The organism is Pseudomonas salomonii, from assembly GCF_900107155.1.
GTDB classification, from domain to species: domain Bacteria; phylum Pseudomonadota; class Gammaproteobacteria; order Pseudomonadales; family Pseudomonadaceae; genus Aquipseudomonas; species Aquipseudomonas salomonii.
In genome coordinates this window covers 683,243-694,512 of the sequence record NZ_FNOX01000002.1, presented here as the reverse complement: position 1 = coordinate 694,512, position 11,270 = coordinate 683,243, and the positions used below count along the sequence as shown (strand labels likewise).

General features: G+C 59.2%; 9 protein-coding genes and 2 pseudogenes. 6 read left to right on the top strand and 5 right to left on the bottom strand.

Annotated features, from left to right (window positions below):
* A pseudogene (locus BLV67_RS07190) lies at positions 1-263 on the bottom strand (ribonucleotide-diphosphate reductase subunit beta); the annotation flags it as partial.
* A 248-nt stretch (positions 264-511) separates the two neighbouring features.
* Between BLV67_RS07190 and BLV67_RS07185 the strand changes: the two are divergent.
* Positions 512-979, top strand: a complete 468-nt coding sequence (locus tag BLV67_RS07185) for a GNAT family N-acetyltransferase (protein WP_065911723.1) — start codon at positions 512-514, stop codon at positions 977-979.
* 139 nt (positions 980-1,118) lie between these two features.
* On the top strand, positions 1,119-1,745 hold the full coding sequence (locus tag BLV67_RS07180) for a helix-turn-helix transcriptional regulator (RefSeq protein ID WP_065911721.1): 627 nt from the start codon (positions 1,119-1,121) through the stop codon (positions 1,743-1,745).
* Here the strand turns inward: BLV67_RS07180 and BLV67_RS07175 are convergent.
* Both BLV67_RS07175 and BLV67_RS07170 read right to left on the bottom strand, forming a co-directional pair.
* On the bottom strand, positions 1,733-2,113 hold the full coding sequence (locus tag BLV67_RS07175; RefSeq protein WP_069787893.1) for a RidA family protein: 381 nt from the start codon (positions 2,111-2,113) through the stop codon (positions 1,733-1,735). The two genes, BLV67_RS07180 and BLV67_RS07175, sit on opposite strands and share 13 nt — an antisense overlap.
* Positions 2,110-3,075: a threo-3-hydroxy-L-aspartate ammonia-lyase gene (locus BLV67_RS07170; RefSeq protein WP_069787892.1), complete on the bottom strand. Its 966-nt coding sequence runs from the start codon at positions 3,073-3,075 to the stop codon at positions 2,110-2,112. The genes BLV67_RS07175 and BLV67_RS07170 overlap by 4 nt, the downstream gene beginning before the upstream one ends.
* A gap of 173 nt (positions 3,076-3,248) precedes the next feature.
* On the opposite strand from BLV67_RS07170, the gene BLV67_RS07165 reads away from it, so the two are divergent.
* Positions 3,249-3,767, top strand: coding sequence for a sigma-70 family RNA polymerase sigma factor (locus BLV67_RS07165; RefSeq protein ID WP_069787891.1), 519 nt, complete (start codon positions 3,249-3,251; stop codon positions 3,765-3,767).
* A complete protein-coding gene (locus tag BLV67_RS07160; protein WP_069787890.1) occupies positions 3,764-4,684 on the top strand; it encodes a FecR domain-containing protein in 921 nt (306 codons plus the stop codon). Before BLV67_RS07165 ends, BLV67_RS07160 begins: the two co-directional genes overlap by 4 nt.
* On the opposite strand, the pseudogene BLV67_RS32060 reads toward BLV67_RS07160, so the two are convergent.
* Positions 4,681-4,975: pseudogene (locus BLV67_RS32060) on the bottom strand (ATP-binding cassette domain-containing protein); the annotation flags it as partial. The gene BLV67_RS07160 and the pseudogene BLV67_RS32060 overlap by 4 nt on opposite strands.
* A gap of 151 nt (positions 4,976-5,126) precedes the next feature.
* Here BLV67_RS32060 and BLV67_RS07145 point away from each other — a divergent pair.
* Positions 5,127-5,342 carry a TOBE domain-containing protein gene (locus BLV67_RS07145; RefSeq protein WP_003173733.1) on the top strand — a complete coding sequence of 72 codons (216 nt, stop codon included), beginning with the start codon at positions 5,127-5,129 and terminating at the stop codon, positions 5,340-5,342.
* A 102-nt stretch (positions 5,343-5,444) separates the two neighbouring features.
* Here the strand turns inward: BLV67_RS07145 and BLV67_RS07140 are convergent, their stop codons facing one another.
* The gene (locus tag BLV67_RS07140) at positions 5,445-6,590 is read right to left on the bottom strand and encodes a MalY/PatB family protein (RefSeq protein WP_069787888.1); all 1,146 of its coding nucleotides are present in this window, start codon (positions 6,588-6,590) and stop codon (positions 5,445-5,447) included.
* A gap of 430 nt (positions 6,591-7,020) precedes the next feature.
* On the opposite strand from BLV67_RS07140, the gene BLV67_RS07135 reads away from it, so the two are divergent.
* The gene (locus BLV67_RS07135; protein WP_244160701.1) at positions 7,021-11,247 is read left to right on the top strand and encodes a hypothetical protein; all 4,227 of its coding nucleotides are present in this window, start codon (positions 7,021-7,023) and stop codon (positions 11,245-11,247) included.
* Positions 11,248-11,270: the final 23 nt, after the last annotated feature.

Here is an 11,270-nt window from a genome sequence, read left to right as displayed (position 1 = left end):
ATGCGCTTTTCGTCGACGGCGACGCGGGCGGCGGAGCCTTCGAGTTCGGCGAGGCCTTCGGCGACGTCGAGTTTGTCCAGGGCGGCCTTGGCGCGGATGATCGCAGCCGAGTCGTTGGCGGTGACGTTGCGCGCTTCCAGGGCGGCGGCAGCACCGGCACCGTCGAGGCGGTCCATGTTGGCTTCGCTGGCGTGGCCGGCGTTGGCGCCTTTGATCACCGCTGCACCGGTGTCTTCGTTGTCGACTTCATCCCAACTCAACATTGAAATTCTCCTTCCTGGTACTCGAAAAATAGGTTTTTGCAGGCTTCAAGGCATTGAAATACTGCGCAGAGTGTGGTCGGTAAATACCGGTACTGCACACTATGTAGTGGTGGTTTGTGTTTGTGGGCACACTATATGGTGTGTAACAAAACAGGTCAACGCACAAGATGTGCGGTCTTGGGTCGCGGCGCAGCGCCGGTTGAGCTATAAAACCTGGGTTCATTGGCTGCCGGTGGAATTTCAAGGGAATGAAAAAAGTACTGATTCGATCCGCCCTGCTGGAAGACGCGCAAAGTGTCTTCGAGGTGCATAAGAACTCTGTCGAAAACCTCTGCACGGGCGACTATGGCCCCGAGCAGATCGCCATGTGGCTCAACGGCCGCTCACCCGCGACCTACCGCGAGGCCATCGCCGCCGGCAACCTGTGGCTGGCGTACACCGACAGGCTGCAGGGGTTTATCGAGATCGATGGCAATGAAATCAGCAAGCTGTTCGTGCGCGGCGCTGCCGCCGGGCAGGGCATTGGCGCACGCTTATTGAATGAAGCCTTGCAGCGCATCAAGAACGCCGGCCATGCCAAGGCCTGCCTGGAAGCGACCCTCAACGCCGAAATGTTCTATGCCGCATTCGGCTTTGAAAAGGTCGGCGAGGGCACTTTCAGTCGGGGCAACAGCCCGGTGTCCATCGAGATCATCAAGATGGAGCTCGCCCTGTAGCGATGGGTCTACCAACCACGCAGTCGCTCCCGGACCTGCACGTCACCGTTGTGCAACACCGCGTTGTCACTGTGCTCGGCACGCTCAGGGGACAGCGGCCAAATTGACGGCCTGTCCAGAACTGGATATGTTGTCTTGCATGAAAAAGACCGCTCCTGAAGAAACCACCCTCATCAGCCAGCTCGAACAGATTGCCGAAGGCTTGAGCAAAACCTTCAGCCCGTTCTGCGAGGTGGTGCTGCACGATTTACGCGATCCGCAGCAGGCGATCCTGGCGATCCATAACAACCTCTCCGGGCGCTCGCCGGGCGACCCGACCACCGAGTTGGGCCTGGCGCGGATTGCCGACCCCGACTACCCGCAGATCATTGCCAATTACCGCAATCAGTTCGCCGATGGGCGCCAGGTCAAAAGCACCTCGATCGGCATCAAGGACACCAGCGGCAAGTACGTCGCGGCCTTGTGCATGAACGTCGATCTCTCATTGTTCCGTGGTCTGCAGGGCATGCTCGAGCAATTTGGCTCGGTCACCGGCGACACCCTGATTGAATCCCTGGAGCCGTCCGGCGCCGATGTGATTCGCACCCGTATCGACCAGTTCGCCGCACGCCTGGCCACCACGCCGCGCGCGCTCAAGGCGGCGGATCGACGGCTGTTGCTGCAAGAGCTCAAAGACTCGGGCTGCATGGACATTCGCCGGGCCATGGAGACCGTGGCTGCGCACCTGGGCGTGTCACGGGCGGCGGTCTACACCTACGCCAGGTAGCGCGCCACAGCTTCAATCTCCACCCGGTAACCGTGGTGCAACTCGGGCACCGGCACCACCGCGCGGGCAGGGCGGTGCTCGCCCAGCGCGGCGGCGTAAATACGGTCGAATTGCGCCCAATGCTGCACCCCGGCCACATACACCGTGACTTTCACCAGATCCTGCGGCGAGCCACCGGCGGCTTTCAGGATGGCCAGCAGATTAGCCAGCGCAAGCCGGGCCTGTTCGGCAAACGATGCTTCAAGGTTGTGACGCCCGTCGGGGCTGACCGGCAATTGCCCGGAGATATACAGCGTGTCGCCGTGGCTGACGGCCTGGGAGTAGTGCCCGGCAGGCGCCGAGGCGGTCTCGGTGTGGATGATGTTCATGGCGCATCGCTGAGCAGCGCGGCGTAGCGCGCGATGTCGACGTTGCCGCCGGTGACGATAATGCCCACGCGCCGGCCCTTGAACCGCTCGCCCAGCTGGCGCAACGCGGCCAGGCCCAGGCAGCCGGTGGGTTCGACCACCATTTTCATGCGTTGCATAAAGAACTTCATCGCGGCCACCAACTGCGCGTCGGAGACGGTGAGGATGTCGCTGACCTTGTCGCGGATGATCGGGAAGGTGTAGTCGCCCAGGTGTTGGGTTTGCGCACCGTCGGCGATGGTCGCCGGGGTGTCGATGTGCACGATGCTGCCTGTCTGGAATGAACGCTGGCCGTCATTGCCTGCTTGGGGCTCAACACCCAACAGCTGGCAATCGGGGGCCAGCGCACGGGTCGACAACGCGGTGCCCGAGAGCATGCCGCCACCCCCCAGGCCGACGAACAGGGCGTCGAGGGGGCCGCTGAATTCCAACAATTCCTTGGCGGCCGTGCCTTGGCCGGCGAGGATGTGTGGGTGGTCGTAAGGCGGGATCAACGTCATGCCATGCTCAACCGCCATGGTGCGACCGATTTGCTCACGGTCCTCGTTGAAGCGGTCATACAGCACCACGCTGGCGCCATATTCCCGGGTGGCGGCGACCTTGGCGGCGGGCGCGTCGGTGGGCATCACGATGGTCGCCGGCATGCCCAGCAATTGGGCGGCCAACGCAATGCCCTGGGCATGGTTGCCGGAGGAGAACGCCACCACCCCGGCCTTGCGCTGCTGCGCGTCGAACTGCGAAAGGGCGTTAAACGCACCGCGAAACTTGAACGAGCCGGTGCGTTGCAGGTTTTCACATTTGATAAACACCTGGGCGCCGGTTTCGGCGTCGAGGGTGCGTGAGGTGAACACCGGTGTTTGATGGGCGAAGCCTTCAAGGCGTTGGGCGGCGACGACGACATCGGAATAGTCGGGCAATTGCATGGGCAGACCTCATGGGCGTATCTGGATAAAATATCCATATAAAGACAAATAGTAAAGACTGGTTTGTCACCCAGGGCATAAACACGATGTTGAAAAGAGCATGGTGCACCCGCGCGATATTAAATAGAATGAATCTCATTTGAGACTCACTCGCGCCGCGCAGGTTGCTTGCCATGACTGATGCTGTTGCCCCGTCCCACACTGGCGAACTGACCTTGTCGAGTTTGTACCGTGATCATCGCAGCTGGCTCGAAAGCTGGTTGCGACGGCGCCTGGGCAACGCCTGGGATGCAGCGGACCTGACCCAGGACACCTTCGTGCGGGTGCTGGCCAGTGCCCAGCCGATTGCACACATGCAGGAGCCACGGGCGTATCTGGTGACGGTCGGCAAGCGCTTGCTGGCCAACTTTCATCAGCGCCGCAGCCTTGAGCAAGCCTATCTGACGGCGCTGGCGAGTTTGCCCGAGACCTGCGTGCCGTCACCCGAGCAACGCTGGCTGGTACTGGAAACCCTGCACGCCCTGGATGAGTTGCTTGACGGTTTGCCGCAAGTGGTGCGCCGCGCCTTTCTGTGGAGCCAGTTGGAGGGCCTGGGCTATCGCGAGATTGCCGAGCGGCTCGACGTTTCTGAGCGCACGGTCAAGCGCTATATGGCCCAGGCTTATGAACATTGCTTGCTGGTGGACTTGTGAGCCGCGAGGTTGCGCGCGCCGCCGCCCACTGGTTGGCGCTGCTGGAATCCGGCGCGGCCACCGAGCGTGACCATGCCAATTTGCAAGCTTGGCGCGACAGCCATCCTCAGCACGAACAGACCTGGCAGAAGGCCCAATCACTGCGCCGGCGCTTTAGTGACTTGCCCCAGGCCGTGGCAATGGCCAGCCTCGACCGCCCGCAACCGGGGCGGCGTGCGCTGCTCAAACGGGCCCTGGGCGTGGCGGCGCTGGTGCCGACCGCTTGGTTGATCAGCCGCCAGTTGCCCATCGAGGCGTGGCGGGCTGATTTGCACACCGCCACCGGCGAGCGCAAGCGCCTGCCATTGGCCGATGGCAGCAGCCTGCAACTCAACACGGCGACGGCGGTGGATGTCGACCTGGCACAGCGGCGCATCACGCTGGTGGACGGCGAACTGGCGCTGACGGTGCCGGGCGCAGCGGCGATCAGCGTGCACACGCGCTATGGCCAGGTAGCAGTGCGCCAGGCCGACGTGTGCGTGCGGCAATTGGCGTCCGGCTGCCGGGTGTCGGTGTTCAAGGGCGCAGTGCAGGTGCATGATCTGACCGGGCAATTGACGACGTTGAACAGCGGGCAGCAAGCCTGGTTAAGGCCTCACGGGCTGAGTGCCGGGGCGGTGTTTGATGTGCAGCAACTGGGCTGGCGTGACGGCGTATTGACCGCGCAGAACCAACCCTTGGGGGATTTCCTGCGCGAGCTGGAACGTTACCGCCCTGGTGTGTTGCGCTGGGACCCGAGCCTGGAAACGCTGCGGGTCACCGGCAGCTTTCGCCTGGATGACACCGATCGCATCCTCACGCTGCTGGCCCAGACCCTGGGGTTCGAAGTGCGAGCGCGCACGCGGTATTGGGTGACACTCAGTCGAACCCTGGCCTAGATCACATGCGCGCGCTGCAACTTGGTCAATGCCTGTGCCTTGAGCTGCGCCAGCGCCGGGTCACGCCGGCCCCGTGGGTGTGGCAGGTCGACTGCCAGTTCCTGGCGGATACTGCTCGGCCGGTTGTCCATCACCCGCACCCGCTCACTCAAGTACAGCACTTCGTCGACATCATGGGTCACCAGCAGCAAGGCAATCGAGCAATAACATCTGCGGGCGTGAATACAGCCCGCGTGCAATGGCCACGCGTTGCGCCATGCCGCCGGACAAGACCTTGGGCAGCGCCTGGGCGTTGAACGGCTGTTGGCAGGCGATCACCTTTTATATATCTATATCGTATAAATAAAGACTTATATATTCCTTTTAATATCGATGTCGATAACGCATTTTGAGGGCCTGCGCATTCGTGCGGATTGACCCAACAGCCAAAAGGAAAGCCGACATGACCATCAAAGCGATCAACGTGCGCAACCAGTTCAAGGGCGTGATCAAGGAAATTCTGCTGGGCGAAGTGGTGTCTGAAATCGACGTGCAAACCGCGTCCGGCATCGTCACCTCAGTGATCACCACCCGCTCGGTGCGTGACCTGGAATTGAAAGTGGGCAGTGAAGTGATTGCCTTTGTGAAGTCGACTGAAGTGTCGATCGCCAAGCTGTAAATGTGTTCGCAAGTGTGGGCACTGGCAAGCCAGCTCCCACATTGTGCGATGTCTCTTCAGATAGTTCCTGGGCCACCGCCGCCCGACTGATGCGTCTGCGTTTTAGCGCTGACGCAGTGCACGTTCCATGCGTTGCAAACCCTCTTCGAGCATCGCCCGTGGGCAGCCGAAGTTCAGGCGCACGAACTGCTGGCTGTCATCACCGAATTCGATGCCTGCGCTCAGTCCGACCTTGGCCTGTTCCAGAAAGAACTGCTGCGGGTCGGCGAGGCCCAGGGCGCTGCAATCCAGCCAGGCCAGGTAGGTGCCCTGGGGCGCGTGCATCACCACGCCAGGCAAGCGGTTTTGCACGGCGTGCAGCAGATAATCACGGTTGGCTTGCAGGTACGGCACCAGTGCGTCCAGCCATTCGCTGCATTGGCTATAGGCGGCGCGGGTGGCTTCCAGGCCCAGCGGGCTGACGCTGTCGACCATGCCGCAGCGGGCATTGTTGAAGCGCTCGCGCACCTCGGCATTTTGCACCACGGCAAAGCAGGTCTTCAGGCCGGCGACGTTATAGGCCTTGCTCGCCGACATCAGGGTAATGGTGCGTTGGGCGATCTCGGGGCTGAGGCTGGCGGTGGGAATATGGCGACGGCCGTCAAAGCACAACTCGGCATGGATTTCGTCACTGATGATCAGTGCACCGTTGTCCATGCAGGCATTGGCCACGGCCAGCAATTCTTCACGCGCAAAGACCTTGCCCACTGGGTTGTGCGGGTTGCTCAGCAGCAGCGCACCGGCGCCGTTCAGCGCCTGGCGCATGGCGGGCATGGGGGTGATGTACTCGCCATTGATCAATTCAAGCGGCACTTCGATACGCGGCAGGTTCCAGTGGCCCGGTGCCAGGCGGATCGGCCGGTAGTTCGGGGTTTGCAGCACCACGGGCTGGCCCGGTTGTACGAACGCGTGCAGGGCCATATTGAAACCAGGCTCGACACCGGGCAGGAACAGCAATTCGTCAGGCTGTACGCGCCAGGCGTACTTGGCCCACAGGTCCGCGATGATGGCTTCGCGCACATCCGGGCCAGCCACGCTGTAGCCCAGGACCTGCTGGTCGAGGCGTGCGTGCAGGGCTTGCAGAACGGCGGGTGGCGCGGCGATATCCATGTCGGCGATCCACATCGGCAGAACGTCTTGCGGGTATCGGTTCCACTTGGTGCTGCCGGTGCCTTGGCGGGGGTGGATCGTGTCGAAATCAAAGCTCATGGGGCGCTCGTATCAGGGAGGCAGGTGCAGGAATGGCGCTGATTCTAGCCCCAGCCCCGGTGATAAGGAACAAGTGTTTTTGGGTATAAGCGAGGACGAAAAACACCTTGAGACGGGGGGCTGAAAAGCAACGCTTCTAACAGAAAGTTCGCAGATAAATCTGATAGTTACACACGGTGTGTGTTTGTAGGTTAGCCCTCTACGGCATGCCTGTTACACGGGCAGCGCTTCACTTTATATATACTTGGAAGTCTTCATGTCGCACGTCTCCTCGGCTACGACTCAACGGTTCTCTGGCTATGTTCAACCTGCGCTTACCGACACATCGCCGCCTGTACAACCCGCTGAGCACAGCCGAACCCGCAGGGATACCTCTACGGTCGAGGTTCGGGGCCGGGTAACACCGCCTGCCTCCCTACCGGATAACAAAGTGCTTGAACATTTTGTCAGCAAGATGAGCGACGCCGCTGTGGGGCCAGGGCATGCCGATTTTAAACAAGGCTATGACACTCCCTCGGCCGTCACGCTGCCGGGGTATTCAGCAAAAATGAGCGACTTGGCGCTGATGCGGTTGGCACTGAATCAGCCATTGAGCCCGCAGCAACTGGGAGCACTGCGATACAGGGTTGAGCAACGCCTGATCAGTGGCCCGCATGACGATGCGAGAATATTTACCAAGGTGATCACGGACAACGGGGTGAAGGTCACGCCCCTGCCACAGGGTTATTACCTGTCTTTAATCAATAAGTTATCGGACGGGCAATGTTCGGGGTTTTGCCATCTTTTGTCGTTGGCCGTGGCAGAGGGCAAGCAGGATACGTTTTTGAGCAATGTTTACCAGGCGCTGGCGCATCCGGATGATCCCGAATCCCAAGTGTTTTTTCGCAAGCTGGCCGAGGTGCATGGCAAGGTTGATGATCGTAGCGTTGCGCATGACCCGGCGACCAGAAAGGTTCAAGCCTATACACAGATTGCGCCGCGACTTTACACCGCGACTGAGACCACAACCCTGTTGATCAGCGCTGACGAGCATCGCCTGACGGCAGGGGTTATCGTCGACGCTACAGGCGCTCGAACCTACTATTACAATGACCCGAATATCGGGTTTACGACGTTTTCTTCTAAGGAAGCGTTTGAAAAAGGCTTGAAAAGGATATTTACCAGCTCCGAATTGAAACATTTACATCAGCCGTATAACAAAGACAGCGCTAAACCCGAATATCTGATCAGTGTGTTCAAACCTGACCATGTGCCTGAGGTTTCCAGCGACAATAACGCTATACGTTTCATGTTCGACGCGCCCTTGAACGGCCTTGATAACGTTAAGGTGATCGACGCCACGCGTGTGCCAACCAAAGAGGCATTCGGTAAACAGGCGCCGGCCCCGGCCGCACAGGGGGCGGCGGACTATGAGAAAATTACGCAAGGCTTGGGCAAGCTGCATGATTGCCAGGGGATGTCACAATTTGATCATGCGAAAGAGACATTAAAGTCCGTTCAGGACTATATCGGGAAATACCCGGACTCCCCACTGTTGTCGCCCATGAGGGAGCTCGAGCACAGTTTGATCAACGCCATCAAGGCGGCCGCTGCGCCTGTTGGATATCCCTATGCCTTCGAGCGTATAGAGCAACAGCGATCCTCTCTGGCCAACAAACAAATCGGCACGCCATTCAATTCGCGTACCGAGGTTGTTCGAGGGACGACGTTTGATATCGTCAGCCCAGCCGGCAGTGACCCCGTCAGGTCTGAGCAGGTAGCCAAGGCGGTGGACGCAGCGCTGCAACGCATTCAGTCCAAAACCCCGAAAAAAGCCTTGGCGGTGGCCGGTGACATCGACGTGGTTATTGCCAAACCGGGCGATCATCCGCAAACGAAGCTGCTGTTCAGCAATCCGCCCACGTTGATTATCGGCGACGACTTTTTCGCGCCTGCCGCTTCGGCGGACACTACCGTCGCCGATCGCGTTGGCTATCGGGCTGGGGTCGAAGGCCTTGACTCCGTCACCAAGAAGCAAGCCGCGTTGATCGCCGGCAAGCTCGGTATGCTTGGCTATTACAAAGCCGATGCCAAAGGGTTCCTGGAAGTGATCGCCAGCAAGGAACCGTTTCGCGAGGCCGGCCCTCAAGACAGTCAGCGTGCAGGTAAAAGCCCACGGGATTTCTTGGAAGAGACTTATACGTCGCGTCTCTATGAAGGCAAGCTCAACCCACAGACCAAGGCAGCGCACGACAAACTGTTTCCTACAGCAACCAGCCCCTCGGCTCCGATCGCTACGCCACCGGGCCAGGCAGTGACGCCGCCCAAAACACCCGCGCAAGCATCACCGACAGTCACTGCAGTCACACCGCCAAAGACGGTACCCGCGATTGACCCAGCGGTAATGGAACGCCTGAAAAAGCTTGATGCCAGCCAGCCGACCATTAAGTTCGGTGAAATCGAGGTCAGCCGCGTCGAGCTTTACAAAATGGGGGTAAACCTCAATGGCGCGCCGATCGAGACGCAGATGCCCGATGATCCAGACGGCAGAAAGATGGTCGGCGCGATGGACATTGACTATCTGCGTCTGGAAGCATTTATCAAATCCGGGTCGGATGCTGTCAGCGAGCGTGCAAGTAATGTGCTTGCTGAGATCGCCTCCCTGCGTGAATCCACTGTACCGCTGCTGAGCAGGCGGGACGGCGGCACTATCCCGGAGGCGCTGCAACAATCCGTTAATGACATGTCGCGGCATGCTGCCGCCATCCGCGATATGCGGCGCAGCAATAAACCGCTTCCCGCGGACTTTTTTTCTGCGGGCACACCCGGTAAAACAGGCGCGACTGACTCGGGAGGCCTGGGTTTTCGGGCCTTCAGTACCTTTCAAGGGTTGCGCAGTTCCATTGAGAGCATTCAACGTGGTGACACCACGGCGGGCGCCATAGGGCTGGGCGCTGTAGGGGCTGACTACGTCGGAATTGGCGTGGAGACGGGGCTCAATAAAGTGGCGCAGAAGGTAGTCAACCGGGCCGCACCGACGATACTCAGCTTTCAATCGTCCTCCGTGGGCAAGATGATCGGTAAAGTGGCAGGAGGGGCCGGTTTAGTTATCAGTATGCCGTTTGATATTTACACGGCTGTCGATTCGTTTAAAAAAGCGGGGCGTAGCACCGATAAAGAAGCTCAGGATCACTATGTCAATGGTGCATTCGCCGTTGCCAATGCCGCTACGTCGATCGCCCTGGGGGCAGCGTTTCTCGCCGGAGCCAGCAGCGCAGGGCCGGCTGGGCTGGTGGTGGCAGCGGGCTTGATGGTTGCACAGTCAATTTATTCAGCCGTGCGTACTGTGCAAGACATTGATAAATACACACCGTTGACAGGCAACCAGAAGTTTACGCTTGGCTTGAAGTCATTCCTGGGCTTTGCACCGGGGTTTGATGTGATGAAGCCCTACTTGCAAGCGAAATACTCCCATGAACACGATGACAACATCCGGGCTCTCTACAAGGCGTTTCTGGAAGGGCCAGGCAAAGATCTTTATGAACGTGTTGTGTATGGCGACACCAAGGTCGAGGTCACACAGGTCCCGGGGAAGGTTCCGCTGACTCCCGCACTCTGGTGGAACATTCCGAGTTTGCTGCTGAACCTGATTAAAGTGGATGGCAAAGTCCCGGCCGCCCACTTGCGCGGCGGTAATGATCGCATTACCGCACCTGAAGACTCCTGGGATGGCATGTCGATCAAGCCTGTCGAAGGTGTACCGGGCGGTGGAAGAGGCACGTTCTGGGTGTTGGGTGACGGAGATGACGTGGTGGCGGGCTCAAGGAAAAAACACAATTATTTTTCTTTCGAGGGCGGCAAAAAGCTGATCACCGGCGGAGACGCCGACGATACCTTTAACTTCAATGCCGATGCACGCCAGACACTCGAGCAAATGCGGCAGGTGCAGGACACCGAGAAAAACGGGTTCAGCCCAAAGGCCTCAGAACTCTGGGGCGGCGAGGGCACCAATACGCTGAGCTTTTCGGGTGAGCTGCGTACCACTTACAGCGTCGATGGCGAGTCGAAAACAGCGGCCTATTTAGGGCACGTCATCGACTTTAAAACCGGGGCGGTTTCGGTCAACGCCCAGGACTCCAAAACCAATGGTGTCACGCCAATTGCGTATTTCCATGCTTTCTCCAATGCCGTCACGGTTGAAAATGGAGAAAGTTATATCCAGGGGAATGATCAAGACAATCACCTGACGTTGAACGGCAAAAAGGACGTGGTGCTGACGGGCAAAGGCGCCAACGTGATTGTTATCAATGGTGGCGCCGACATTGTCGGCCAGGGTGGGTTTAATACCTACGAAATCAACAAGGGTTATCAGGCTGTGACCATCAATGATCCGGTCGAAAGTGTTATCAAACTGGACTACAGCGCCTCGCAGGTTTTCGATTGGGGCGTTACGCGTGAGGGTGACCTGGTGGCCACGCTCAAGGGCGACAAGCCTGGGGAATACCGGACGTTGTTTATCAAGAATGCCTACCCCATGGGCGGGACGGAGGATAAGGCCAAGCCCACTTTCCTCACCAATGATGGCGTAATGATAACGATCAATGCCCCACGCAAGGCGGGTTCGGATGACCGGGTCGTGCAGGTAAACCGTTTGAAAGTCGATACCCCCAAGGCATGACGAACGCTGACTGGCCCATGGAG

Excerpts from the sequence above, each read along its gene's own strand:
- BLV67_RS07185 (WP_065911723.1), top strand. The coding sequence starts at position 512 with ATGAAAAAAGTACTGATTCGATCCGCCCTGCTGGAAGACGCGCAAAGT.
- BLV67_RS07180 (WP_065911721.1), top strand. The coding sequence starts at position 1,119 with ATGAAAAAGACCGCTCCTGAAGAAACCACCCTCATCAGCCAGCTCGAA.
- BLV67_RS07175 (WP_069787893.1), bottom strand. The coding sequence starts at position 2,113 with ATGAACATCATCCACACCGAGACCGCCTCGGCGCCTGCCGGGCACTAC.
- BLV67_RS07170 (WP_069787892.1), bottom strand. The coding sequence starts at position 3,075 with ATGCAATTGCCCGACTATTCCGATGTCGTCGTCGCCGCCCAACGCCTT.
- BLV67_RS07165 (WP_069787891.1), top strand. The coding sequence starts at position 3,249 with ATGACTGATGCTGTTGCCCCGTCCCACACTGGCGAACTGACCTTGTCG.
- BLV67_RS07145 (WP_003173733.1), top strand. The coding sequence starts at position 5,127 with ATGACCATCAAAGCGATCAACGTGCGCAACCAGTTCAAGGGCGTGATC.
- BLV67_RS07140 (WP_069787888.1), bottom strand. The coding sequence starts at position 6,590 with ATGAGCTTTGATTTCGACACGATCCACCCCCGCCAAGGCACCGGCAGC.